Origin of the sequence: Serratia sp. T13T92 (assembly GCF_047530105.1) — a bacterium.
Lineage (GTDB): Bacteria > Pseudomonadota > Gammaproteobacteria > Enterobacterales > Enterobacteriaceae > Chania > Chania fonticola.
On sequence record NZ_JBLJAK010000029.1, the window covers coordinates 1 to 25,354 of the forward strand.

Sequence of the window (25,354 nt, forward strand, 5' to 3'; positions counted from 1 at the left end):
TTTGCCTGGCGGCAATAGCGCGGTGGTCCCACCTGACCCCATGCCGAACTCAGAAGTGAAACGCCGTAGCGCCGATGGTAGTGTGGGGTCTCCCCATGCGAGAGTAGGACACTGCCAGGCATCAAATTAGTGTGCTGATATGGCTCAGTTGGTAGAGCGCACCCTTGGTAAGGGTGAGGTCCCCAGTTCGACTCTGGGTATCAGCACCACTTTATTTAAGTGGTTTAGAAGTTCGGCAGAAAGAAAAGAATCAAAAGAATTTGCTTGGCGGCAATAGCGCGGTGGTCCCACCTGACCCCATGCCGAACTCAGAAGTGAAACGCCGTAGCGCCGATGGTAGTGTGGGGTCTCCCCATGCGAGAGTAGGACACTGCCAAGCATCAATTAAGCCGAGAGGCCATCCGAAAGGATGGCCTTTTTGCTTTTCTACGGTTTGAAATTCCGCATGCTGACAAACGTCCAATAGCCTCTACCTAGGTAGAGGGCGCTGCCGTTAATCGAATCCTCTAATAAAGTACCCTATTTTTAAGTCCATAAAGCCTGGCGATGAAACATTTTCACCTTCCCGTTGAATCCTCGACATGTCGCTAAAAAAGCGTTATCTTCGGGCATCTAGAAGTCTAAACGTATAAACGGATGTGTGAGGGGTAAGCAATGCCGATTCGTGTTCCTGATGAGTTACCTGCGGTCAATTTTTTGCGTAATGAGAACGTGTTTGTCATGACATCCTCACGCGCAAAAACACAGGAAATCAGGCCGTTAAAGGTACTTATCCTCAACCTGATGCCGAAAAAGATCGAAACGGAAAACCAGTTCCTGCGTTTACTTTCCAACTCGCCATTGCAGATCGATATTCAGCTACTGCGCATCGATAGCCGTGAGTCGAAGAACACGCCTACGGAGCACCTGAATAATTTCTACTGTAACTTTGAAGATATTCAGAATGAAAACTTTGACGGGCTGATCGTCACCGGCGCTCCGCTGGGCCTGGTGGACTTCTGTGATGTCGCCTATTGGCCGCAGATCGAGCGAGTGATCGAATGGGCCAAGGATCATGTGACCTCAACCCTGTTTGTCTGTTGGGCAGTGCAGGCCGCGCTAAACATCCTGTACGGCATTCCAAAGAAGACGCGTGAGGTGAAGCTCTCAGGTGTGTACCAGCATCGTACGTTGCACCAGCATGCCTTGCTGACCCGAGGTTTTGATGAAACCTTCCTGGCACCTCACTCCCGTTATGCCGATTTCCCAACCGAGATCCTTCGGCAGTACACCGACCTGGATATCCTGGCTGAATCAGAGCTGGCAGGCGCCTATCTGTTCGCCACCAAGGATAAACGCATGGCCTTTGTCACCGGGCATCCGGAATATGACACCCTGACGTTAGCGGGCGAGTATTGTCGCGATAACGATGCAGGCCTCAATCCTACCGTACCGCTAAATTATTTCCCCGATGATAACCCCGAATTGCCCCCTGCAGCTTCATGGCGAAGCCATGGTCACCTGCTGTTTTCCAACTGGTTGAACTACTACGTTTACCAGATCACGCCGTTCGATCTACGTCATATGAATCCTACCCTCGAGTAACATTTTTCTCTGTACCGGGTGGCTGAATCGAGGCCACCCTGGTTTACCCCACCGTTTTTCCCGCCAAATCTGCAACGTTTCAGCATCTATAACTCATTTAAAAACAATGTATTACCGGCATTCCTTTGTCGTAATGGAACCGGTTTCCTAGTTTGCTATAAATGATAAATAATCTAATCAATTGATAATAAAAGGTTAATAAAATATTTATTAAAAAAATGGAAATCGTTTTTGATTTTTAATTTTTGTTGGTTATTCTAGGATCCTGCGGGATGACATCTGACCAGTTGGCGGTCTTTTTTTCACCCGATTTCCGACAATAATGCTTCGCCTGGCCTGCAATGGCAGCGTGGAATGATGGAAAGGATCAAGACAATGACGCAACAGATGGTAGGCACAGAATTAGCGTTTACACAGGCTTTCGGCTCAGCAGAGCGGCAGATACTGACGGATGACGCGGTCGAGTTCCTGGCTGAACTGGTGGGTAAATTTACGCCACAACGCAACAAACTGTTGGCGGCACGAGCCAGCTGGCAAGAGAAAATCGATCGTGGCGAGCTGCCAGGTTTTATTTCGGAAACGGATTCCATTCGACAGGGTGACTGGCAGATCCGCGGCGTTCCCGCTGACTTGCGCGACCGTCGGGTTGAGATTACCGGTCCGGTTGAACGCAAAATGGTGATCAACGCCCTCAATGCCAACGTCAAAGTATTTATGGCCGACTTTGAAGACTCACTGGCACCCAGCTGGGACAAGGTTATCGACGGGCAGATCAACCTGCATGATGCGGTCAACGGCACTATTTCTTACACCAACGAAGCCGGCAAGATTTACCAGCTCAAACCCAACCCCGCGGTGTTGATTGCCCGCGTGCGTGGCCTGCATTTGCCGGAAAAACACGTGCAGTGGCAGGGGGAAGCGATCCCAGGTGGGTTGTTCGATTTTGCACTCTATTTCTTCCATAACTATCGCCAACTGCTGGCAAAAGGCAGTGGCCCGTATTTTTACCTGCCGAAAACCCAGTCCTGGCAAGAGGCTGCCTGGTGGAGCGAAGTCTTTAGCTTTACCGAGGATCGCTTCGGGTTACCGCGCGGCACCATCAAGGCCACGGTGTTGATTGAAACCCTGCCTGCGGTATTCCAGATGGACGAGATCCTGTATCACCTGCGCGATCATATCGTCGGGCTGAACTGTGGCCGTTGGGACTACATCTTCAGCTATATCAAAACGCTGAAGAACCATGGCGATCGGGTGTTGCCGGACCGTCAGTCAGTCACTATGACCCAGCCTTTCCTCAGTGCTTATTCTCGCTTGCTGATCAAGACCTGTCACCGCCGCGGTGCTTTTGCGATGGGGGGAATGGCAGCGTTTATCCCCAGCAAAGACGCCGAGCAAAACGCAGTGGTGTTGGGCAAGGTGCGTGCGGATAAAGAACTGGAAGCGACCAATGGTCATGACGGGACTTGGGTAGCGCATCCAGGGTTGGCAGATACGGTGATGGAAGTGTTTAACCGCATCCTGGGGGAGCGCCAGAACCAGCTAGAGGTGCTGCGTGAGAACGATGCTCCTATCACGGCGGCGCAACTGCTGGAGCCGTGTGACGGTGAGCGAACCGAAACCGGTATGCGCGCCAATATCCGCGTGGCGGTGCAATACATTGAAGCCTGGATCTCCGGTAATGGCTGCGTACCGATTTATGGCCTGATGGAAGATGCCGCCACCGCCGAGATTTCACGTACCTCAATCTGGCAGTGGATCCATCACGAGAAAAGCCTCAGCAATGGCCAACAGGTAACCAAGGCCCTGTTCCGCCAGATGCTGCAGGAAGAGATGCAGGTCGTTCGTAAAGAATTGGGTGAAGCGCGTTATCACGCAGGCCGTTTCGAAGAGGCGGCACAGCTGATGGAGCGTATTACCACGCAAGACGAATTAATCGATTTCCTGACCTTACCCGGCTACGAATTACTGGCCTGAAACCGTTCCTGACCTTTAACCCTACAGTATTGAAAAGGATAAAAATATGACGACCTCTCGTACCCAACAGATCCAACAGCTGGAACAGGAATGGAAATCAGCACGCTGGGAGGGCATCACCCGCCCTTACAGCGCCGAAGACGTGATCAACTTGCGTGGCTCGGTCAACCCGGTTTGCACGTTGGCGCAAAACGGTGCGGCGAAACTCTGGGAACTGCTGCACGGTAAATCCCGCAAAGGGTACGTGAACAGCCTTGGGGCGCTGACCGGTGGCCAGGCGCTGCAACAGGCGAAAGCGGGCGTTGAAGCGATCTACCTGTCCGGTTGGCAGGTAGCGGCTGATGCCAACACGGCTTCCGCTATGTATCCCGACCAATCACTGTACCCGGTCGACTCTGTCCCGACGGTGGTTGAGCGTATCAACAATACTTTCCGTCGTGCGGATCAGATCCAGTGGGCGAATAAGGTTGAACCCGGCAGCAAAGGCTATACCGATTATTTCCTGCCGATTGTGGCGGATGCCGAAGCCGGGTTTGGCGGCGTGCTGAATGCCTTTGAACTGATGAAGGCGATGATCGAAGCCGGTGCCGCCGGGGTGCATTTCGAAGACCAACTGGCGGCAGTGAAGAAGTGTGGTCATATGGGCGGTAAGGTCTTGGTTCCGACTCAGGAAGCTATCCAGAAGCTGGTTGCGGCGCGCTTGGCTGCTGACGTTCTCGGTGTCCCAACCCTGCTGATTGCTCGTACCGATGCCGACGCGGCAGACCTGCTGACCTCCGATTGCGATCCGTATGACAGCGCCTTCGTGTCTGGCGAACGCACCGCCGAAGGTTTCTACCGTACCCATGCCGGTATTGAGCAGGCGATCAGCCGTGGGCTGGCCTATGCGCCTTATGCCGATCTGGTGTGGTGCGAAACCTCAACGCCGGACCTGGAAGCTGCGCAACGCTTTGCCGATGCGATCCATGCCAAGTTCCCGGGCAAACTGTTGGCCTATAACTGCTCACCGTCGTTCAACTGGAAAAAGAACCTGGACGATCAGACTATCGCCCGCTTCCAGGATGCGCTGTCCGCCATGGGCTACAAGTACCAGTTCATCACGCTTGCCGGTATCCATAGCATGTGGTTCAACATGTTCGATCTGGCACACGCTTACGCGCGTGGCGAAGGCATGAAGCACTATGTTGAAAAAGTGCAGCAGCCGGAATTTGCCGCAGTCGAGCGTGGCTACACCTTTGCTTCGCATCAGCAGGAAGTGGGGACCGGCTACTTCGATAAGGTAACCACCATTATTCAGGGGGGCGCTTCCTCGGTAACGGCACTGACCGGTTCCACCGAAGAACAGCAGTTCTGATCCCCAAGGGGCCTGGCATGGCGCCAGGCTCTTGTTTCATTCCTGAATGGCAGAGGCAAAGATGGCGGAAAAACTGGAGCTGTTGATTGCACAGACGATCCTGCAGGGCTTTGATGCGCAATATGGCCGCTTTCTTGAAGTCACGGCCGGAGCGCAGCAGCGTTTTGAGCAGGCAGACTGGCCCGCCGTACAACAGGCGATGAAACGACGTATTCATCTTTACGATCACCACGTTGGTCTGGTGGTCGAGCAACTGAAATGCATCACCGGGCAGAAATACTACGATGCGGATTTCCCTAATAGGGTGAAGGCGGTTTATACCGAGCTGTTGCCCGACTACCCGCGTTTTGAGATTGCCGAAAGCTTCTTCAACTCGGTTTACTGTCGGCTGTTCAAACATCGGGATTTAACCCCAGATAAGCTGTTTGTTTTCAGTTCGCAGCCTGAACGGCGCTTTCGCGATATTCCCAGGCCGTTGGCACGTGATTTTACTCCCAATGGTGATTTGGCTGCCATGCTGCACAGCCTGTTGATCGACTTGCCGCTGCGTCTGCCGTGGGAAGACCTGCCACGCGATATTCGCTATATCACCAAAGCCTTACTGCAGACTTTCAGCTCTCAACAGCTAGCGGGAGCGACGTTCCAAATTGGTAATGAGCTGTTCTACCGTAACAAGGCGGCCTGGTTGGTCGGTAAGCTGCGGGTGGCCGACGGAGTTTACCCGTTCCTGTTGCCGATCCATCACAGCGAGTCCGGCGCGTTGTTCATTGATACCTGCCTGACCAGCAAGGCCGAAGCCAGCATCGTGTTTGGCTTCGCCCGTTCCTACTTTATGGTCTATGCCCCGTTGCCAGCGGCGATGGTTGAGTGGTTGCGGGAGATCCTGCCGGGTAAAACCACCGCCGAACTGTATATGGCGATCGGCTGCCAGAAGCATGGTAAAACCGAATGCTACCGTGAATACCTGAATTTTATGGCGCAGTCGCAGGAGCAATTTATTATTGCGCCGGGCGTGAAAGGCATGGTGATGCTGGTGTTTACGCTGCCGTCCTTTGATCGGGTATTCAAAGTGATCAAAGACGAATTTGCGCCGCAGAAAGAGGTTACGCAGGCGCAGGTGATGGCCTGCTACCAACTGGTAAAAGAGCACGATCGCGTCGGGCGGATGGCTGATACCCAGGAATATGAGAATTTTGTGGTGGATAAGGCGCGTATCAGCCCGCAACTGTTGGCGGAGTTGCAGCGTGAAGTGCCGGAAAAACTGGAAGATCTCGGCGATCGGGTGGTCATCAAGCATCTGTATATGGAGCGGCGAATGACGCCGTTAAACCTGTATCTTGAGCAGGCAGACGAACGGCAAATGCATGACGCCATCGAAGAATATGGCAATGCGATCAAACAGCTGGCTGCGGCCAATATCTTCCCCGGCGATATGCTGTTCAAGAACTTCGGCGTGACACGCCATGGGCGCGTGGTGTTTTACGACTACGACGAGATTTGCTACATGACCGAGGTGAACTTCCGTAATATCCCGCCGCCGCGCTACCCGGAAGATGAACTGGCCAGCGAACCCTGGTACAGCATTTCACCTAACGACGTTTTCCCCGAAGAGTTCCGCCATTTCCTGTGTGGCGACCGGCGCATCCGCAAGGTCTTTGAGGAGATGCACAGCGATCTGTTTGAAGCGGACTACTGGAGAGGGTTGCAGCAGCGTATCAAGGAGGGGCACGTCGAGGATGTGTTTGCCTACCGTAAAAAGCGGCGTTTCAGCCAGCGGTTACCTTCGGGGTACGCGCAGGCTGGCTGATAGCAGGCCCAGCAAGCTGGGCCATGTCAGGATTAAAACGTGATACAGCAGGCGCCCTGTTCGGCCCCGGAAAGCTGGCTGCGTAACGCGCCAAACAGTTCACGGCCACAGCCGTTCCTTTCACCGCTCAGATCGGGGTGATAGGGAGTGCGCTGGGCCAGTTCTGCTTCGGTGACCAGTAGTTGCAGCTCGCCGGTGCGGCCATTCACCCGGATCATATCGCCGCTTTGTACTTTGGCCAGCATACCGCCAGTGTAGGCCTCCGGGGTGACATGGATCGCCGAAGGAACCTTGCCGGAAGCGCCGGACAGACGGCCATCGGTCACCAGCGCGACCTTGAAGCCGCGATCCATCAATACCCCAAGCGGTGGCATCAGCTTATGCAGTTCAGGCATGCCATTGGCCTGTGGCCCCTGGAAACGCACGACCACTACGCAGTCTCGATCCAGCTTGCCTGCTTCGAAGGCAGGGACGATATCGTGCTGGCTTTCGAATACGATCGCCGGGGCTTCGATAATCTGATTTTCGGCAGGCACCGCCGACGTCTTCATCACCGCACGGCCCAGATTACCGGCCAGCACCTTGGTGCCGCCATGGTGCTCGAACGGTTTGGCTATGCTGGCAATCACGTTAGCGTCCAACGAACTTGCTGCCCCGTCGCGCCAGGCCAACTGGCCATTGTCCAGCCAAGGTTCCTGGGTGTAACGCTCCAGGCCGAAACCGGCGACGGTATGCACATCCTGATGCAACAGGCCGTTGTTCAGCAGCTCGCGTACGACCAATTGCACACCGCCCGCCGCCTGGAACTGATTGATATCCGCCGGGCCGTTGGGGTAGATGCGGCACAGCAATGGCACCGAATCGGAAAGCTCAGAGAAGTCATCCCAGTTGATAATGATGCCTGCTGCGCGAGCCATGGCCACCATATGCATCGTCAGGTTGGTCGATCCCCCGGTGGCCAGAAGCGATACGATGCCGTTAACCACCACTTTTTCATCCACCAATTGGCCTATCGGCAGGTAATTACCGGCGGTTTCTGTCAGGCGGGTGATTTGGCGAGCGGCAGCATCATTGAGCGCATCGCGCAGCGGCGTGTCTGGATGAATGAAAGAGGCGCCGGGCAGATGCAGGCCCATCACCTCCATCACCATCTGGTTGGTGTTGGCCGTGCCGTAGAAGGTGCAGGTGCCAACGCCGTGGTAAGATGCCGCTTCGGCTTCCAGCAGCGCGTGGCGATCGGCCTTGCCCTCGGCATACAGCTGGCGCACACGTACTTTCTCTTTATTTGGCAGGCCGCTGCTCATCGGCCCGGCAGGCACAAATACGGCAGGCAAATGGCCGAAGGACAGGGCAGACATCACCAACCCTGGCACAATCTTGTCGCAGATACCCAAGAACAATGCGCCGTCGAACATGTTATGGGACAGACCGATGGCTGCGGACATGGCTATCACATCGCGGCTCATCAACGACAGCTCCATACCGTCCTGCCCCTGTGTCACGCCGTCGCACATTGCTGGTACACCACCTGCGACCTGGCCAACGGCGCCAACGCTGTGCAACGCCTGTTTCAGCCGTTGTGGGTAGCTTTCATAAGGCTGGTGGGCGGAGAGCATATCGTTGTAGGCGGTGATGATGGCTATATCGCTGCGCACCATATTTTTCAGGGCGGCTTTATCGTCGGGCTGGCAGGCGGCAAAGCCGTGGGCCAGGTTGCCACAGGCTAGCTGCGAGCGGTGTACCGTCTGCGTACGGGCTTCATTAATGCGCGCCAGATAGGCAGCTCGGCTCTCTTTTGAACGTTCAATGATGCGTTGTGTTACACGTGCCAGGGTGCTGTTAATCATACCATCCTCACAATGCAGCCCTAATCCGCGCGGCGAGGGCCAGTTATGTTGTTCAGAACATCTCGTTATGCACAGGCTTCTTGCGGCAGAAAGCTCTGGATATGTCGCACGGTGTCGGCAATCACCGCATCCAGCGGCTGATCGATATCGATGGCCTGGACGTCACTTTCATCTTGGCCCGGTTGCTCCAGCGTGGCGAACTGGGTGACCAGCATTTGGGGTTTGAAGAAATGCCCCTTGCGGGCAGCCAGCCGAGCTTCGATCACTGGGAAATCACCGTGCAGATAGATGAACGACAGATTGTCGTTACCGGCACGCAGCCGATCGCGATAATGTTTTTTCAGCGCAGAGCAGACGATGATCGAGACCGCATTGGTACGCTGCATGGCGAAAGCGGCGTCGTTCAGGGCGGCCAACCAGGGTGCGCGATCGTCGTCATTGAGCGGTTCGCCTGAGGCCATTTTCTGGATATTGCAGCGCGGATGGAGAAAGTCACCGTCCAGGAAGTTGGCGGATAGCCGTTGGGCCACGGCATTGGCGACGGCAGACTTGCCGCTGCCGGATACGCCCATAATGACGTAAACACGATTCTGATTATTGATCATGGTTTGGTTCCCCCACCTGCGAGTCATAGTCTGTTGCGGCTAGATTATTTAATGGCTGATTGTTACCGGTAACATGTTATCGGTAACATTGTCGGGGGAAGCGCCAAAGGTTGCAATCGGCTTTCGGTGGCAAGATCGCTAATTGTGATCGAATTCATACTTTTCGCCGGCAGCGAAACAAAGTCTCTACAGCGCGATACAGAAAAATAACAGCGGGGATTTGCTCATGACCTAGGGCGCCAAATGCAGCGCCCGTCTAATCACCGTACGCCGCCGTACTCCAGGCTGATTTCTTTTGCCGCATGGATCACCAGCGCACCGAGTTCCGTCACGCGATCGTCGGTAATGCGCGATACCGGGCCGGAGATGGAGATGGCGGCAAAGGCTTCGCGGTGCTCATCAAAGATACAGGCGGCCAGGCAGCGTAGGCCAAGGGCATGCTCTTCATCGTCGAACGAGAATCCCTGCTTGCGGATCACCGCCAACCCTTCTTTCAGGTTATGTGGCGTTAGCGTATGCGGGGTATAGGTGTGCATGCCTTTTTTATGCAGCAGCCTAGTCACTTCGTCATCCTGCATGCTGGCCAGAAAGGCTTTGCCCGCACCAGAAGCATGCATCGGCAGCTTGCCGCCAATCGGGGCCGACATGCGCATCAACGCGGTGCATTGCACCTGATCGATAATCACCGCCTGATCCTCGGCTTTGTCCATCACCGCCAGATTGACCGTTTCCCCCGACTCTTCCATCAGGCGGCGCAGCGTTGGGTGCACCATCGCCAGCAGGTTACGGCTTTGCAGGAAGCTACTGCCCACCACAAACGCATGTGCCCCCATGGTCCATAGGCCAAGATCGCCTACCTGACGGACAAACCCCTGCTGCTGCATGGTCGTCAGCAGCCGATGGGTAGTAGAGTTGGGCAACCCGGCCTGCTGGGCCAGATCGGTCAGTGCCACGTTACCTTGCGCTTCGGCAATATATTCCAATAGTTTCAGACCACGAGTCAGTGACTGGACCTGGCCGGTCGCCGTGCTGGTGGTGGGCGCGGCGGCGCGGGGTTTTTTACCGCGTTTGGCGGGAACGGGAGTGGCCATGATTCACCTTATGCTTTCCGTATGATGGAATTCATTTTCGTTTTTTGAGTATGAATTGCAAGTTGCTTCTCCGCTCATCGGATCTGTTGCTCGGCGAACCTGAAAAACTCTCAATACCCGCTCGCACCTTTGCCGCCATAACCTGTGCTAGGATGTCAGACCCTCCATCTTTCAAGTTGCAGGATGCATGACGGGCGCAGTGTGCCGCGCCGCTACAACATTGGGATGTGGGGTAATAAGTCGTCGGGCGGATAATCGGGTGTGAAGGGGCTACAGTGATAAATCGAGTGGAACAACTGCGTCAGCAGCTATCGCAGCGTATTTTAGTGTTGGACGGCGGTATGGGCACCATGATCCAGAGCTATCGGCTGGAGGAGGCAGACTACCGCGGTGAGCGTTTTGCCGATTGGCAAAGTGATCTGAAAGGCAATAACGACCTGCTGGTGTTAAGCAAGCCGGAGGTGATCACTGCGATCCACAACGGTTACCTGGAGGCGGGGGCCGACATCCTCGAAACCAATACCTTCAACTCGACCACTATCGCGATGGCCGACTACCATATGGAGTCGCTGTCCGCCGAAATTAACTACCAGGCCGCTTTGCTGGCTCGTGCTTGTGCTGATGAATGGACGGCGCGCACCCCGGAAAAACCGCGCTATGTCGCTGGTGTACTGGGCCCAACCAACCGTACCGCCTCTATCTCCCCTGACGTTAACGATCCGGCCTTCCGTAATGTCTCTTTTGACCAGTTGGTAGAGGCCTACCGCGAATCAACCCGCGCGCTGGTGGAAGGGGGCGTCGATTTGATCATGATCGAAACCATCTTCGATACCCTGAATGCCAAAGCGGCGGCCTTTGCGGTCGAAACCGAATTTGAAGCGCTGGGCGTGACCTTACCGATCATGATTTCCGGCACCATCACCGACGCCTCTGGCCGCACCCTTTCCGGCCAGACTACCGAAGCGTTCTACAACTCGCTGCGTCACGTCAAACCGCTGACCTTTGGCCTGAACTGTGCGCTCGGCCCGGATGAATTGCGCCAATACGTGGCGGAATTGTCTCGCATCTCTGAAAGCTATGTGACCGCCCACCCGAACGCCGGTTTGCCCAATGCCTTTGGTGAATACGATCTCGATGCTGAAGAGATGGCCAAACAGGTGGGCGAATGGGCGCACGCCGGTTTCCTCAATATTATCGGTGGCTGCTGTGGCACCACACCGGCGCATATTGCCGCGATGGCTAAAGCGGTCGAGGGTGTACCGCCGCGGCAGTTGCCAGAGTTACCGGTGGCTTGCCGCCTGTCCGGCCTGGAACCGCTGAATATTGATGCCAAATCGCTGTTCGTCAACGTGGGTGAACGTACTAACGTTACCGGCTCGGCCCGTTTCAAGCGGCTGATTAAAGAAGAAAAGTATAACGAGGCGCTGGCCGTGGCCCGCCAACAGGTGGAGAGCGGTGCCCAAATCATCGACATCAACATGGATGAAGGGATGCTCGACGCCGAAGCGGCGATGGTGCGTTTCCTCAGCCTGATCGCCGGTGAGCCGGACATAGCCCGCGTCCCGATCATGATCGACTCCTCTAAATGGAGCGTTATCGAAAAGGGCCTGAAATGCATTCAGGGTAAAGGCATCGTCAACTCAATCTCGATGAAAGAGGGCGAAGAAGCCTTTATCCACCATGCCAAACTGGTGCGCCGCTACGGTGCCGCCGTGGTGGTGATGGCCTTCGATGAAGTTGGCCAAGCGGATACCCGCCAACGCAAATTTGAAATTTGCCGCCGTGCTTACCAGATCCTGACCGAACGTGTGGGTTTTCCGCCGGAAGACATCATCTTTGACCCGAACATTTTTGCCGTCGCAACCGGTATCGAAGAGCATAACAACTATGCCGTCGACTTTATCGAAGCCTGCGCCGACATCAAAACCCACCTGCCGCACGCGATGATCTCCGGCGGCGTGTCCAACGTCTCCTTCTCGTTCCGTGGCAACGATCCGGTGCGTGAAGCGATCCACGCGGTGTTCCTGTATCACGCCATTCGCAATGGTATGGATATGGGGATCGTCAACGCCGGACAGTTGGCGATCTATGACGATCTCAGCACCGAACTGCGTGAAGCCGTTGAGGATGTGGTGCTCAATCGCCGTCAGGACGGCACCGAGCGTCTGCTGGAACTGGCGGAGAAATACCGGGGCAGCAAAGACAATGAAGTGGCGGTGCAGCAGGCCGAATGGCGCGGCTGGCCGGTAGTGAAGCGCCTGGAGTATTCGCTGGTTAAAGGCATTACCGAATTTATCGAATTAGACACCGAAGAAGCGCGCCAGCAGGCGGATCGCCCGATCGAAGTGATCGAAGGGCCGCTGATGGCTGGCATGAACGTGGTTGGTGACCTGTTCGGCGAGGGCAAAATGTTCCTGCCGCAGGTAGTGAAATCGGCCCGCGTGATGAAGCAGGCGGTGGCCTATCTCGAACCTTACATTGAGGCCAGCAAACAGAAAGGCACCACCGCCGGGAAAATTCTGCTGGCGACGGTGAAGGGCGACGTGCACGACATCGGCAAAAACATCGTCGGCGTGGTGCTGCAATGTAACAACTACGAAATTATCGATCTGGGCGTGATGGTGCCGACGGACAAGATCCTGAAAACCGCCCGCGAACAGAACGTGGATATTATCGGTCTGTCTGGCCTGATCACCCCGTCACTGGACGAAATGGTGAACGTGGCAAAAGAGATGGAGCGCCAAGGCTTTACTCTGCCGCTGCTGATCGGCGGGGCGACCACCTCCAAAGCCCATACCGCAGTGAAGATTGAGCAGAACTACAGCGGCTCGACTACCTACGTGCAGAACGCCTCGCGTACCGTTGGCGTGGTTGCGGCGCTGCTGTCAGACACCCAGCGCGACGAGTTTGTCGCCCGCACTCGCAAAGAGTACGAAACCGTGCGTATCCAGCACGGGCGTAAAAAGCCGCGTACACCGCCGGTCAGCCTGCAACAGGCGCGGGATAACGCTATGGTGCTGGATTGGGAAAACTACCAGCCACCGGTACCGAACAAGTTGGGGGTGTTCCCAGTTGAGGCCAGCATTAACACGCTGCGCCACTATATCGACTGGACGCCGTTCTTTATGACCTGGTCGCTGGCGGGCAAGTATCCGCGCATTCTGGAGGATGAAGTGGTAGGGGAAGAGGCCAAGCGCCTGTTCCAGGATGCCAACGAAATGCTGGATATGCTGGCCGCTACTGGCACCCTCAACCCGCGTGGCGTCTATGGCCTGTTCCCGGCTAACCGCGTTGGGGATGATGTGGAAGTCTATCGGGATGAAAGCCGTGAAGAGGTGCTGGTGGTCAGCCGCCATCTGCGTCAGCAAACGGAAAAAACCGATTTCCCGAACTACTGCCTGGCCGACTTTGTGGCCCCGAAAAGTAGCGGCAAAGCCGACTATTTTGGCGCATTCGCGGTCACGGGCGGGTTGGAAGAAGATGCTTTGGCGGCGGCCTATGATGCCAAGCATGACGACTACAACAAGATCATGGTCAAAGCGTTATCCGATCGTTTGGCAGAGGCCTTTGCCGAATATCTCCACGAGCAGGTGCGCAAGCTGCATTGGGGCTTTGCCGCCGATGAAAATCTGAGTAACGAAGAGCTGATCCGTGAGAATTATCAAGGCATCCGCCCGGCTCCCGGCTATCCTGCTTGCCCAGAACATACCGAAAAAGCGGAGATCTGGCAGTTGCTGGACGTTAACCGCCATACCGGCATGGAACTGACCGAATCCTTCGCCATGTGGCCTGGAGCGGCGGTCTCCGGCTGGTATTTCAGCCATCCGCAGAGCAAGTACTTTGCCGTGGCACAAATCCAGCGCGATCAGGTCGAAGACTACGCGCAGCGTAAGGGGATGAAGATCAGTGACGTAGAGCGCTGGCTGGCCCCGAATCTGGGATACGATGCGGACTAATTTGCAGCCAGCAGGCTGAAAGAGACAGGGGAACAACGTGTCTATCGAAGAACTGTTAAAGCTGCATCCGGTGATTGCAGCGGTCAAAGATAATGAAAGCCTGCAGATCGCGGTCAAGTCGGACTGCCAGATCATCTCTGTGCTGTACGGCAACATCTGCAATATTGGCCGCATCGTGCAGCAGGTGAAGGACGTGGGCAAATATGCTTTTGTGCATGTTGATTTGCTGGAAGGCAGCTCCAACAAGGAGATCGTGATTAATTTCCTGAAAATTGTCACGGCGGCGGATGGCATTATCAGCACCAAAGCCTCGATGGTGAAGGCGGCGCGTCAGCAAGGTTTCTACACCATTCATCGGCTGTTTATCATGGACTCGATCTCCTTCCACAATATCGACAAACAGGTGGCGCAATCGACGCCGGACTGCATCGAAATCCTGCCGGGTTGCATGCCTAAGGTGCTCGGTTGGGTGGCAGAAAAGATCGACTTGCCGATCATTGCCGGTGGCTTGGTGTGTGATGAGGATGATGCGCAGACCGCACTGAATGCCGGGGCCATCGCCGTTGCTACCACCAATCACGACGTATGGAAGTTGAAATTGTAAGGGTAAGGGCACCGAATGCGGTGCCCTCTGCTTTTTAGTCGACCAACGGACTGAGTGCCTGTAGCAGCGGGTCCAGATGTTGGTTTACCTGTTGATATACTTGCTGATTCAACTGATTGTAGAACCGATGGTTAGCCATGTTCGGTGCAAAACTGTCCCCCATTCGTACCAGTTTCTGCGCGGCCTGCTCGTAATCGCTAAAGACATTCACCGCCATTCCGGCGTTGATGGCACAGCCCACCGCTGCCGAACCTTTCATCACGTTACGGCTGGTGGGGATGCCAAACACGTCGGCAAAGATCTGCATAAACAGATCGCTGTTGGCCCCGCCGCCGGAAATAATCAGGTGCTTGAACGGGGTTTTCAGCTCCAGCGCCATTTTGTCCATATGGTTTTTCATGGTGAAGGCGATGCCCTCCAGTACCGAACGGTACATATGGGCACGAGTATGGCGACCATCGAAGCCAATCATGGCTCCTTTACGGAATTCTGCTTCAGACGGTGGTGCCCAGTCGTGGACGGTGATCAGTCCTTCACAACCCGCTGGAACGCGTTCTGCTTCCTGATTCAGTAACTCCTCAATGCTGGTTCCGGCGTCATGGGCATCAGACAGTGCGGCCGCGCCAAACTGATCGCGGAACCAACTGATGGTCCACATGCCACGGCGCACGCCCATGCACTCATACAGGTAACGCCCTGGGATCGAAGCCTGGAACGGCCAGAAGTTTTGCGCGTCCTTCACGTTGGCATGGCCGTGTACCATGGCACCGATATAGGTACCGAGGGAGATCAGCGCGACGCCTTCATCCAGTGAACCGGCTCCCAGCGCTTCTACCGCTTTGTCATGTGCGGTAGCCACCACCGGAATACCTGCGGGTATGCCAAGCTGCTGCGCCACCTGCTGGGTGATGTGGCCGAGGATTTCACCGGGTTTCACCACGTCCAGCACCATGTCGCGCGTCAGATTGCAGCTTTGCCAGGCGGCGGGATCGGTACTCCAGTCGAGGCTGTCATTGTCCATCGGCCACCAACCGATGTAGTTGGCGCAGGTGTCTTTGAACTCACCGGTCAGGCGATGGGTGATGTAACCCGAGGTGGTCGTTACATAACGCACGCCCTGATAGGCATCGATATATTCGTAGGGCTTGTTCAGGCGCTTATCCATCCAGTTAATCACCGGATAGGCCAACTCACCGTTGTCCTTCAGCAGCACCCGGCAGCAGCGGACGATGCAAATGCCCATAGCCAGAATGTCCTGCGGCTTGCCACCACGTTCGCCAAAACGCTGCATGGCGCGGCGGAAAGCCACCTTAAGCGAATCCCATAGATCGTCGTCCGGGTGTTCTGCCAGCAGCGGGGCTGGGATATCCATCTTGCGTAACTGCTGTTTCCCTTCGCAAATTGCGTTGCCGTCTAGATCAAAAATCACCACTTTGGCGCTCTGGGTGCCCACGTCCACACCCATCAGGTACTTGCTCTTCATGTCGCAACTCCTTGAGATAATTATTCGGTGACCGGCTGTGTTGTTGTGTTTTTGGTGCCGGCGCGCTTGATGTTGTTAAACAGCAGGAAGGTGAACACCACGACCAGGCAGGTTGCCCCTAACCCCATCAGCCACATATTGTGATAAGCCTCGGCGGCGGGCAGGGTATCCTGCCAATGGCCGATAACCGGGTAAACAAACACGTCGGGCAGGAAGCCAATCACCGAGCAGATCCCCACGGTAGTACCCATAATGTATTTTGGCGTTCTGGCTTCGCCGATACAGGCAAAGTACAGACCACGTGATGCGTAGCAGGTGAAGGCCAGCAATAGGATCAGGCCAATCCCCACGGCGACCGAGGTCGGGTTCTGGTTGGTGACCAACAGTACGGCCAGGGTGGCCAAGCTGACTAACGCCAGTAACTGAATAGCTCGCGTGGGTGATTTCAGCCGGGTGTAAGTGGTGATGATCCCACCGAGTGGCCCGCACATGGCCCGGAAGATTTTGTTGATCACAATCCCCATATAGCTGGCAGCGACCAGGGTCATACCGTACATTTCGGTCAGGTAGTTGGTGGAGTAGCTGAGGATGGCGTAGATGGTATAGACGCCAAAGATAATCATGCTGCAATACCATGTGGTGCTGATTTTGAGCACCGAGAGAATATCCCCTAGGCTGAATTTATGCGGTTTTTCGCTCTCGTCACTAGTGACAAAGCCGTCTGTGACAAAGAACCAGCAGAGAATGCCCAACAGGATATATACGCCGCTGTAGATCAGGATCACTGCTTTCAGGCTGTTGGGGTTTTCCGGAGCAAACAGCGAGAAGATCCACATGGTGAATACGGCCAGGGCCATCACACCCACGCCGCGTAGCCCCTCCATCCAACCCATGATTTTGCCCTGCTCTTCATGGTTGCCGAGCAGCGAGGCCGCCTTGATCGAGACCGACCATAACAGCAGGATGGTGGTGATAGCGAAGGCGACCTGGATCAGGATCATCACCCAGAACGGCGGATAGACCGCCATCAGCAACCCCAGCAGGCCGGTGGCGATCATCGCGAAGGTCATCATCTTTCTATGAGAGAACTTATCGGCAATGATCCCGCTAGGGGCATACAGAATAATAGCGGTAATACCGAAGGTGCTCATAATCAAGCCGATCTCGGTATTGGAGAATCCCATAAACTTGGCCATCGGGATTTGGTAAATATAACGCAGATAGGCGAGATCGAAACTTACTCCGCCGCTGATACTTATTATTGCCAGCGTTAACCAACGGTGGGAATTATTTTTTTCCATGGTGAAGTTCCGCATAAATACACCCATTAATGGTTAATGTTTGGTATGTTCCCCGTCTTTTAACCGTTATTGAGTACATCGCGTTAAACAAAAAAAAGAGAAAAGCAAGCTTCCCGCAGTGCAGGAAGTTACTTTTCTCTTCGTCTCTTTCAGTAACTGCGGTAATAAATAGCACGGCAACCTATAATTCATCTGTGAGAGTTATCACAAAACCGAAGTAGGGAACATTAGGTGGGTTCTGATTGTGTAGTAATTCACCGGGTCACTGCGAAATAAATAAGTTTTAATATCAATCCGACCTAGCAAGAAATGAAACTGTGATAGGCGTCACGGAATAACCTTGACCCTATGTGTTACTTTTTTTGCCAGTTACTAGAGATGAAGAGAAAAGTAACTTCTCTGCCAAGCGCAGGGAGGTTGCTTTTCTCTTTTTTTTGCGTTTTTTCCAGACCAAGGGGCAAAATCATGTCAATAAACGCGTTAAATGAGTTCTCGTTAGATTTCTTCTCGCTAAAAGGCAAAACCGCCATCGTCACTGGTGGTAACAGCGGTCTGGGGCAGGCATTTGCCATGGCGTTGGCCAAAGCCGGTGCCAACCTGTTCATTCCAAGCTTTATCATGGATAAGGGCCAAACCCGCGAAATGATCGAGCAGCAAGGGGTGAAGGTTGAGTTTATGCAGGTGGACATTACTGAGAAAGGCGCGCCTGCCAGAGTGATTGCCCAGTGTCTGGAGACCTTCGGCTCGGTGGATATCCTGGTGAACAACGCCGGTATCTGTAAGTTGAATAAAGTACTGGATTTCGGCCGCGAAGATTGGGATCCGATGATCGATATCAACCTGACCGCAGCCTTTGAATTGAGCTATGAAGCGGCAAAAATCATGATCCCGAAAAAACAGGGGAAAATAATTAATATCTGTTCCCTGTTCTCTTATCTGGGTGGCCAATGGTCACCGGCTTATTCGGCCACTAAACATGCGTTGGCGGGTTTTACCAAGGCCTATTGCGATGAATTAGGGCAATACAATATTCAGGTTAATGGTATTGCGCCAGGCTATTATGCGACAGATATTACGGTCGAAACGCGTAAAAACCCAGAAACCAATAAGCGCGTTCTTGACCATATTCCGGCTAATCGTTGGGGTGAAACGCAGGATCTGATGGGCGCGATGGTATTTTTAGCCAGTCGAGCCTCTGATTATGTTAATGGCCATTTGTTGGTTGTCGATGGCGGTTATTTGGTTCGCTAAATTAATGGGTGGTTCCTTTTAATTTTACTTAAGCCGATTTTATCTATTCTTAATTTAGGAAGGGTTATTTATGTCTCTGTCCCGTGAAGAAATTGTCGTTCAGTTAAAAGAACTTGTTGGCCCAGAGCGGGTGATTACCGACGAAAAAGTACTGCAGAAAAACAGCGTAGACCGTTTCCGCAAATATGCCGATATTCATGGCGTGTTTACCCAGCCGCTTCCTGCCGCCGTGGTGAAATTGGCCGACACCCAGCAGGTGTCTGATGTGCTGGCGTTCATGAATAAGCACGGCATTACTGGCGTACCGCGCACCGGGGCTTCGGCCACCGAAGGTGGGCTGGAAACGGTAGTGAAGAATTCCGTGGTGCTGGATGGCTCGGGAATGAATAAGGTCATCAACATTGATATCCGTAATATGCAGGCCACGGCTCAGTGCGGCGTACCGCTGGAGGTGCTGGAGAATCAATTGCGTGCCCAGGGTTATACGACCGGCCACTCTCCGCAATCCAAACCGTTGGCCCAGATGGGTGGCCTGGTGGCAACACGTAGTATCGGCCAGTTCTCTACGCTGTACGGCGCGATCGAAGACATGGTGGTTGGGCTGGAAGCGGTGTTCCCGAACGGCAACATCACCCGGATTAAAAACGTGCCACGCCGTGCCGCCGGGCCGGATATCCGCCACGTGATTATCGGTAACGAAGGGGCGCTGTGTTTTATCACCGAAGTGACGGTGAAAATCTTCAAATATATGCCGGAAAACAACCTGTTCTACGGTTACATCCTCGATAACATGCCAACCGGTTTCGACATCCTGCGGGAAGTGATGGTCGAAGGCTATCGCCCTTCCATTGCCCGCTTGTATGACGCAGAGGACGGGACCCAGCATTTTACCCACTTTGCCGAAGGCAAATGCGTGCTGATCTTTATGGCCGAAGGGGCCAAAGGGATCGCGCAGGCGACCGGCGCGGGGATTGATGAGATCGTTAAACGCTATCCGGAATGTAAAAAGGTCGACAGCAAGCTGATTGAAAGCTGGTTCAACAATTTGAACTGGGGCCCGGAAAAAGTGGCGGCAGAACGTGTACAGATAATGAAGACCAACAATATGGGCTTCACTACCGAGGTTTCCGGTGACTGGGGTTGTATCAATGCGATTTACGAGAATGTGATCCGCCGCATCCGTGATGAGTTCCCACATGCTGGTGATATCACTATGCTGGGCGGCCACTCGTCACACAGCTACATCAACGGCACCAACATGTACTTTGTGTACGACTACAACGTGGTGGACTGCAAGCCGGAAGAAGAGATCGACAAGTATCACAATCCACTGAATAAAATCATTGTGGAGGAGACCATCAAGCAGGGCGGTTCGATGGTGCATCACCACGGCATCGGTAAACACCGTGTGCACTGGACCAAGGATGAACACGGCAGTGCCTACTATATCCTCAAGGCGCTGAAAGAGGTGTACGACCCGAATGGCATCATGAATACCGGCACCATTTATCCGATTGAAAAATAACAATCCTGTCTGGCCCGGCTTGCCGGGCCTTTCGCACAGTAATTGGTGGGTAACGATGAAAACACGGCTGCCTCGGCAAGTGCGCATGGATGATATTCCGCTTAACGCCTTTCACTGCAAAATGGCGGGGCTGACCTTTGGCGCACATCTCACCGATGGCTATGTACTGGGAGTGATAGGCTTTGCGCTGGCCCAGCTCAAGCCGCAGATGGGGCTGACGCCGTTTTGGGAAGGAATGATCGGTAGCTCGGCACTGATTGGCCTGTTCCTTGGCAGCCTGGTATTGGGTTGGGTTTCCGACCATATTGGCCGTCAGAAAATTTTCAGCTTCAGTTTTGTCATCATCACGTTGGCTTCCGTGATGCAATTTTTCGCCACTACGCCGGAACAGCTGTTCTGGCTACGGGTATTGGTAGGGATCGGGCTAGGTGGCGATTACGCCGTAGGCCATACCATGTTGGCCGAGTTTGCTCCGCGTAAGCATCGCGGCATCCTGCTGGGATCCTTTAGCGTGATCTGGACGTTAGGCTACGTTGCCGCCGGATTTGCTGGCCATTTCCTTGCCGATCTGGGGCCGGAGTCCTGGCGCTGGTTGTTGGCTTCAAGCGCCGTGCCTGCGTTATTGATTATGTTATTACGCATTGGTACGCCAGAGTCGCCACGTTGGCTGATGCGCAAAGGGCGGATCGCCGAGGCTCATCTGGTAGTGCTGCGCTGTTTTGGCCCGCAGGTGATCCTCAATGATGAAATCCCGGTTGAAACCGCACGCCATATGCACACCTTATTTTCACCACGTTACTGGCGGCGTACCGCGTTCAACAGCCTGTTCTTTGTCTGCCTGGTGATCCCTTATTTCGCCATCTATACCTTCCTGCCCTCGATCCTGACCACTCTGGGGCAGAGCCAAAGCTTCGCCACCGATCTGCTGCTCAATGGCTTGCTGATGGTGGGGGCGGTGATGGGAATTGCCCTTACCCAATGGTTGCCGCGCCGTCGCTTCCTGATTGGCTCGTTCTGGATCCTGGCTGCCAGCTTGGGGGCTTTGGCCTTTGTGCCGCCGGGGCAGGGGATGATGCTGTTGCTGTTTGCCATCTTTACACTGACGATTTCGGCGGTCAGTAATCTGGTTGGGGTGTTCCCGGCGGAAAGTTTCCCAACCGATATTCGTTCACTGGGGGTGGGTTTTGCCACTTCAATGAGCCGGCTCGGCTCGGCCATCGGCACCGCTTTGCTGCCGCTGTCGATGCTTTCGTTGGGGCTGCAAGGCACCATGCTGATCCTGACCGGCGTATTGGTACTGGGGGCGGTGGTCTCAATCATGTGGGCACCGGAAACCAAGGATATGACGCTGGTGGGCGCCTCCTCGGTAAAGCCGTTAATCGCCCACTGACAGGAGAAACGGATGAACCTGCTGTTGGCGATTAAGGTCGCACCGGATCTGGGCATGTTGGCACAAAGCGATTGGCAACCCGATGAGCGGTTGCAGATTGATACCCGCTTTGCCCGACGTCTGTTAAGCGGCTATGACGAAAGCGCGGCGGAAATGGTGTTGATGCTGCGTGATGAGAGGGAACTTAACCTGAGCGTCGTGACGGTGGCCGATGCTATGGCTGAACCGGCACTGAAGCAACTGATGGCGCTGGAATATCAGCAGGCGGTACGCATTGAACCGCCTGCTGAGTGGGATCTGCGTTTTAACCCTGCAACGGTTGCCGCCCTGCTTGCGGCCTATCAGCAGCGTGTGGGTTTCCAGCAGGTGATTGTCATGGGGGCGCAAAGCCTGGAGGGGCAAAATAGCCAAACGCCCTTACTGTTGGCAGAACGCCTTGGCTGGCCCTGTATCACCGGCGTTTGCCAATTAGCTGCGGCAGAAGAAGTGGGGACCTTACGGGTTACCCGGCAGACCGCTTACGGGGAGGAGGTGATGACGGTGATGTCTCCTTTGGTGCTGGTGGTGGGGAACTCGCAACAGGCAAGTGCGTTACGCGTTCCCACGTTAAAGCAGAAGCTGGCGGCGGGTAAACGGCAGATTCAACGTCTGTCACCCACCGACCTGGCAATAGCGGAGCAACCTGCCAGTGATGTGCAATTGTGTGGCTTAAGCTATGTGGAGCATCGTCGCGCCGGGACAGTGATTGAGGGGGACAGCGTGGAGCAGAAAGTGCAGCGGTTATGCCGGGATTATCTTGGTGAAAGGTGGCGATGATGAATATTGCACTGATCTTGGATGCGGATGCCCCCAACTTTCCTACGCAAGCCAGTCAGATTAATCAGTTCTTGCGGCTGAGCGAGCTTACTGCAGAGAGCATGGAGCTCTGGCTATTCAGCGATGAGGTGCCGCAGAGTTTGCCACGTCTGGACGGTGAGGTGATACAAATACGTTGGGTTAGCGCTCCCCGGCTGGCAGAGACGCGATTAGCGGTATTGGAGCAGATGCGGCAAGCTTTCACACCCCGATTACTGCTGTTTGCTGGAGATGAAGGCGGCGAGTTGGCCACGCGACTGGCCTGCCGAATGGGCGGTTCTGCCTGTTGTGCGGTAGAACAGGCACAAATTAACGGCAGCGAATGCCGGGTAACCAAAGCCGTCTATGGCAACCATCTCACCGCCGAGCTGGCGATGATGCGGGAGCCTTGGTGCCTGGGCGTGGCCCGCAGCGGAGCGGTAAGCATGGAAATACTGCCAGGCCCGGTGGCAGCCGAGCGCTTTGAACCAGCCAATATACCCGATGCCGAGTGGATACTGGCTTCGGCGTGTTCACCGCAGCCCGCAGCGTCACCGCTGAGCCAGGCGCGCTACGTGCTGGCCATCGGGGAAGGGGTTGGCAGTGCCCAGCAGGTTGTCCAGATGCAACAGTTAGCTACCAACATGGGCGCAGAGTTGGCCGCCAGTAGGCCGGTAGTGATGAACGCCTGGTGCGAGATGGATCGCTTGCTGGGCATGTCCGGCGCCATCATTGCCCCTGAGGTGTGTATCGCCGCTGGGGTTTCTGGTGCTCCGGCGTTTGCCATCGGTATTCGCCATAGCAAGCTGATTGTGGCGATCAACCAGGATCCGCAGGCGGCTATTTTTGCCCAAGCCGACGTAGGGATTGTGGATGACATGCACGAGGTGCTAGAGGCTCTGGCCCACGCCCTTTAACCGAAGCGGAACTCAATCCCGTTGCCTGCCTGCGGATAGCGCCAACGGGTAATGGTTTCTTCCCCACACAGCAGGCGGCAGGTGCCGCATTCCAGGCAACCCTGTACGTCGAAACGCAGGCTGCCGTCCGGCTGGAACTGGTACAGCCCGGCGGGGCAGGCGATCACCAAACGCATCAGCATCGTCCGATCCTGTGCATCGGCCAGGATGATGTGTGGATTGGCGTGATCCCCCTGATAATGGTTGTGGCTGAGATCGGGCTGGTTCATAGGCTGCGCATTCCATTGACGGTATCTTTCAGTAATTGCTTCAGGCCGATGCGGCGCGCGTGGCGCCATAGTAGCTTGCGCAACGGTGTGGGGGCATTTCCATTGACCTCAAACATCTCTTGCAGCACGTCGGCTGCCAACTGCGGGTAACGGCTAAACCAATGGGGCGATTGCAACATCATCTCCGGCAGGCGGCGATACTGCTGGATCAGCGCCCAGAGCGAACTTTGCTGTAACCGCAGGGGATAATGCTGCAACTCTTGCCCGGCAATCAAGGTTTCCGCTGCAGCCTGCGCCGATAGCATCGCCAGATCCATACCCCGCACGGTATGCCCGGTATTAATACATAACCGCGCGGCATCGCCGACCAGCAGATAGCCAGGGCCAAACAGCGGTGGCATGCTTTCCGCTCCCCCTTCGGGGATCAGATGGGCGCTGTACTCCCGTAACTCGGTATTTTTCAGCAATGGCCGCACGGCAGGGTGCTGTTTGAATTGTTGCAGCATCTGCGGCAGGGCGATTTTACTCTCGGTGAGGCTGGAAAGATTACATACTACGCCGAGCGACAGGCTATCGCGGTTGGTATACAGGAAACCCCCGCCGATTTTCCCCTGCGTGGGCTGGCCAGCGAACAGCCAGGCGCAACCTTGGTTATCCTCCAATGCGAAACGATCTTCCAACCGTTCGCGCGGCAGTGCCAACACCTCTTTCACGCCGATTGCCATCGTTGCTGCTGGTGGCATTGGCTGCAATCCGGCATGCTCGCCAAGCAGCGTATTGGCCCCTTCTGCGAGGATCACCGTATTGGCGTATAACGCTTCACCTGCCGTCATAACGCCGACCACCCGGCCTTGCTGTACTATCAGCTCATCGACCAGGGCACCAGTCAGGCATTGTGCACCGGCGGCCTCCGCCTGCGCCATCAGCCAGGGATCGAAACGAGCGCGCAGCAGGCTGTAGGAACAGGGCAAGGTATGGTGATAATCCAGCGTCACCGCGCTATTGCCGCTCACCATTGAGAGTCTTTCCTGGGTGATATGGCGTTCCAGAGAGGCGGTAGCGGCAAAATTCGGCAGCAGATTGGCCAAGACATGGGTGTATAACCTGCCACCGCTAACGTTTTTACTGCCCGCCTGAGTACCCCGTTCCAGTAACAAAGTATTGATGCCCGCGCGTGCCAACAACAGCGCCGCGGTGCAGCCCGCAACGCCGCCGCCAACGATAATGGCTGCAAAACCAGGGTGTTCCATCAGCTCTGTTTACCAAGGGTTGAAGTGTGACGATTAGAATAACACTCGTGTGCCAGAGTTCATTGATATTGCACAGTTTTTGCGCGTCCGTGGCCGATTTTCGCCCGAGGGAAGCCAAATTAGGCTACAATTGGAAACTGTTATATTCCGGGTAGTTGCATTATTTCGCTGTCGCATTGATTGATAATGCGTGGTGCGCTCTCCCTCTAGAGTATTCCTTCTTGATAGCAATAAGCGATTTGCCGCTGTCCTGCTTAACTGGCGTCTGGCAGGCGGGATAGCCTGTGGTGCCTGCCGGGCGTCAATGGAGCG

Annotated in this window: 18 protein-coding genes, 1 tRNA gene and 2 rRNA genes; 14 read left to right on the forward strand and 7 right to left on the reverse strand. The window is 55.0% G+C overall.

Going from position 1 to position 25,354, the window contains the following annotated elements:
- The first annotated feature begins 4 nt into the window (after nt 1–4).
- From rrf (ACMV5I_RS21155) to aceK, 7 genes are all read left to right on the forward strand, one after another.
- A 5S ribosomal RNA gene (rrf, locus tag ACMV5I_RS21155) occupies nt 5–120 on the forward strand.
- Between the two features lie 13 nt (nt 121–133).
- Nucleotides 134–209: transfer RNA gene (locus tag ACMV5I_RS21160), tRNA-Thr, on the forward strand.
- Nucleotides 210–263: 54 nt separating this feature from the next.
- Nucleotides 264–379, forward strand: a 5S ribosomal RNA gene (gene rrf / locus ACMV5I_RS21165).
- A 275-nt stretch (nt 380–654) separates the two neighbouring features.
- Nucleotides 655–1,584: a homoserine O-acetyltransferase MetA gene (metA, locus tag ACMV5I_RS21170; RefSeq protein ID WP_024484018.1), complete on the forward strand. Its 930-nt coding sequence runs from the start codon at nt 655–657 to the stop codon at nt 1,582–1,584.
- 375 nt (nt 1,585–1,959) lie between these two features.
- Nucleotides 1,960–3,558, forward strand: a complete 1,599-nt coding sequence (aceB, locus tag ACMV5I_RS21175; protein ID WP_094982862.1) for a malate synthase A — start codon at nt 1,960–1,962, stop codon at nt 3,556–3,558.
- A 46-nt stretch (nt 3,559–3,604) separates the two neighbouring features.
- Nucleotides 3,605–4,912, forward strand: a complete 1,308-nt coding sequence (gene aceA, locus ACMV5I_RS21180) for an isocitrate lyase (RefSeq protein ID WP_121608031.1) — start codon at nt 3,605–3,607, stop codon at nt 4,910–4,912.
- A 61-nt stretch (nt 4,913–4,973) separates the two neighbouring features.
- Nucleotides 4,974–6,719, forward strand: coding sequence for a bifunctional isocitrate dehydrogenase kinase/phosphatase (gene aceK / locus ACMV5I_RS21185; protein ID WP_202672028.1), 1,746 nt, complete (start codon nt 4,974–4,976; stop codon nt 6,717–6,719).
- Between the two features lie 32 nt (nt 6,720–6,751).
- Here the strand turns inward: aceK and edd are convergent, their stop codons facing one another.
- From edd to iclR, 3 genes are all read right to left on the reverse strand, one after another.
- Complete coding sequence (edd, locus tag ACMV5I_RS21190) at nt 6,752–8,566, reverse strand: phosphogluconate dehydratase (RefSeq protein ID WP_414825204.1); 1,815 nt, start codon at nt 8,564–8,566, stop codon at nt 6,752–6,754.
- A gap of 65 nt (nt 8,567–8,631) precedes the next feature.
- Nucleotides 8,632–9,171, reverse strand: coding sequence for a gluconokinase (gntK, locus tag ACMV5I_RS21195; protein WP_414825205.1), 540 nt, complete (start codon nt 9,169–9,171; stop codon nt 8,632–8,634).
- Between the two features lie 260 nt (nt 9,172–9,431).
- Complete coding sequence (gene iclR / locus ACMV5I_RS21200) at nt 9,432–10,262, reverse strand: glyoxylate bypass operon transcriptional repressor IclR (RefSeq protein WP_414825206.1); 831 nt, start codon at nt 10,260–10,262, stop codon at nt 9,432–9,434.
- Between the two features lie 275 nt (nt 10,263–10,537).
- On the opposite strand from iclR, the gene metH reads away from it, so the two are divergent.
- Together metH and ACMV5I_RS21210 are read left to right on the forward strand one after the other, a co-directional pair.
- Entirely contained in the window at nt 10,538–14,218 is a 3,681-nt protein-coding gene (gene metH / locus ACMV5I_RS21205) for a methionine synthase (RefSeq protein ID WP_202729142.1), read from the forward strand.
- A gap of 37 nt (nt 14,219–14,255) precedes the next feature.
- Entirely contained in the window at nt 14,256–14,822 is a 567-nt protein-coding gene (locus tag ACMV5I_RS21210) for a glycerol-3-phosphate responsive antiterminator (protein WP_414825207.1), read from the forward strand.
- A 34-nt stretch (nt 14,823–14,856) separates the two neighbouring features.
- Here the strand turns inward: ACMV5I_RS21210 and ACMV5I_RS21215 are convergent, their stop codons facing one another.
- Both ACMV5I_RS21215 and ACMV5I_RS21220 read right to left on the reverse strand, forming a co-directional pair.
- Nucleotides 14,857–16,305 (reverse strand): FGGY-family carbohydrate kinase, encoded by a 1,449-nt coding sequence (locus ACMV5I_RS21215; protein ID WP_202729141.1) that lies wholly within the window; start codon nt 16,303–16,305, stop codon nt 14,857–14,859.
- A 20-nt stretch (nt 16,306–16,325) separates the two neighbouring features.
- Entirely contained in the window at nt 16,326–17,606 is a 1,281-nt protein-coding gene (locus ACMV5I_RS21220) for an MFS transporter (protein ID WP_202672023.1), read from the reverse strand.
- 465 nt (nt 17,607–18,071) lie between these two features.
- Between ACMV5I_RS21220 and ACMV5I_RS21225 the strand changes: the two genes are divergently transcribed.
- From ACMV5I_RS21225 to ACMV5I_RS21245, 5 genes are all read left to right on the forward strand, one after another.
- Nucleotides 18,072–18,857, forward strand: coding sequence for an SDR family oxidoreductase (locus tag ACMV5I_RS21225; protein WP_202672022.1), 786 nt, complete (start codon nt 18,072–18,074; stop codon nt 18,855–18,857).
- A gap of 70 nt (nt 18,858–18,927) precedes the next feature.
- Nucleotides 18,928–20,382: an FAD-binding oxidoreductase gene (locus ACMV5I_RS21230; RefSeq protein WP_065684831.1), complete on the forward strand. Its 1,455-nt coding sequence runs from the start codon at nt 18,928–18,930 to the stop codon at nt 20,380–20,382.
- 55 nt (nt 20,383–20,437) lie between these two features.
- Entirely contained in the window at nt 20,438–21,772 is a 1,335-nt protein-coding gene (locus ACMV5I_RS21235; protein ID WP_202729139.1) for an MFS transporter, read from the forward strand.
- A gap of 12 nt (nt 21,773–21,784) precedes the next feature.
- Nucleotides 21,785–22,588: an electron transfer flavoprotein subunit beta/FixA family protein gene (locus ACMV5I_RS21240; RefSeq protein WP_202672019.1), complete on the forward strand. Its 804-nt coding sequence runs from the start codon at nt 21,785–21,787 to the stop codon at nt 22,586–22,588.
- The gene (locus ACMV5I_RS21245) at nt 22,585–23,523 is read left to right on the forward strand and encodes an electron transfer flavoprotein subunit alpha/FixB family protein (protein ID WP_414825208.1); all 939 of its coding nucleotides are present in this window, start codon (nt 22,585–22,587) and stop codon (nt 23,521–23,523) included. The genes ACMV5I_RS21240 and ACMV5I_RS21245 overlap by 4 nt, the downstream gene beginning before the upstream one ends.
- On the opposite strand, the gene ACMV5I_RS21250 is transcribed toward ACMV5I_RS21245, so the two are convergent.
- Nucleotides 23,520–23,792 carry a 4Fe-4S dicluster domain-containing protein gene (locus tag ACMV5I_RS21250; RefSeq protein WP_059199039.1) on the reverse strand — a complete coding sequence of 91 codons (273 nt, stop codon included), beginning with the start codon at nt 23,790–23,792 and terminating at the stop codon, nt 23,520–23,522. The two genes, ACMV5I_RS21245 and ACMV5I_RS21250, sit on opposite strands and share 4 nt — an antisense overlap.
- Entirely contained in the window at nt 23,789–25,042 is a 1,254-nt protein-coding gene (locus ACMV5I_RS21255) for an FAD-dependent oxidoreductase (protein WP_414825209.1), read from the reverse strand. Before ACMV5I_RS21255 ends, ACMV5I_RS21250 begins: the two co-directional genes overlap by 4 nt.
- Nucleotides 25,043–25,354 lie beyond the last annotated feature (312 nt).

Excerpts from the sequence above, each read along its gene's own strand:
- ACMV5I_RS21230 (WP_065684831.1), top strand. The coding sequence starts at position 18,928 with ATGTCTCTGTCCCGTGAAGAAATTGTCGTTCAGTTAAAAGAACTTGTT.
- aceK (WP_202672028.1), top strand. The coding sequence starts at position 4,974 with ATGGCGGAAAAACTGGAGCTGTTGATTGCACAGACGATCCTGCAGGGC.
- ACMV5I_RS21235 (WP_202729139.1), top strand. The coding sequence starts at position 20,438 with ATGAAAACACGGCTGCCTCGGCAAGTGCGCATGGATGATATTCCGCTT.
- ACMV5I_RS21225 (WP_202672022.1), top strand. The coding sequence starts at position 18,072 with ATGTCAATAAACGCGTTAAATGAGTTCTCGTTAGATTTCTTCTCGCTA.
- metA (WP_024484018.1), top strand. The coding sequence starts at position 655 with ATGCCGATTCGTGTTCCTGATGAGTTACCTGCGGTCAATTTTTTGCGT.
- ACMV5I_RS21250 (WP_059199039.1), bottom strand. The coding sequence starts at position 23,792 with ATGAACCAGCCCGATCTCAGCCACAACCATTATCAGGGGGATCACGCC.
- ACMV5I_RS21255 (WP_414825209.1), bottom strand. The coding sequence starts at position 25,042 with ATGGAACACCCTGGTTTTGCAGCCATTATCGTTGGCGGCGGCGTTGCG.
- iclR (WP_414825206.1), bottom strand. The coding sequence starts at position 10,262 with ATGGCCACTCCCGTTCCCGCCAAACGCGGTAAAAAACCCCGCGCCGCC.
- ACMV5I_RS21215 (WP_202729141.1), bottom strand. The coding sequence starts at position 16,305 with ATGAAGAGCAAGTACCTGATGGGTGTGGACGTGGGCACCCAGAGCGCC.
- ACMV5I_RS21240 (WP_202672019.1), top strand. The coding sequence starts at position 21,785 with ATGAACCTGCTGTTGGCGATTAAGGTCGCACCGGATCTGGGCATGTTG.
- aceA (WP_121608031.1), top strand. The coding sequence starts at position 3,605 with ATGACGACCTCTCGTACCCAACAGATCCAACAGCTGGAACAGGAATGG.
- gntK (WP_414825205.1), bottom strand. The coding sequence starts at position 9,171 with ATGATCAATAATCAGAATCGTGTTTACGTCATTATGGGCGTATCCGGC.
- edd (WP_414825204.1), bottom strand. The coding sequence starts at position 8,566 with ATGATTAACAGCACCCTGGCACGTGTAACACAACGCATCATTGAACGT.
- aceB (WP_094982862.1), top strand. The coding sequence starts at position 1,960 with ATGACGCAACAGATGGTAGGCACAGAATTAGCGTTTACACAGGCTTTC.
- ACMV5I_RS21220 (WP_202672023.1), bottom strand. The coding sequence starts at position 17,606 with ATGGAAAAAAATAATTCCCACCGTTGGTTAACGCTGGCAATAATAAGT.
- ACMV5I_RS21245 (WP_414825208.1), top strand. The coding sequence starts at position 22,585 with ATGATGAATATTGCACTGATCTTGGATGCGGATGCCCCCAACTTTCCT.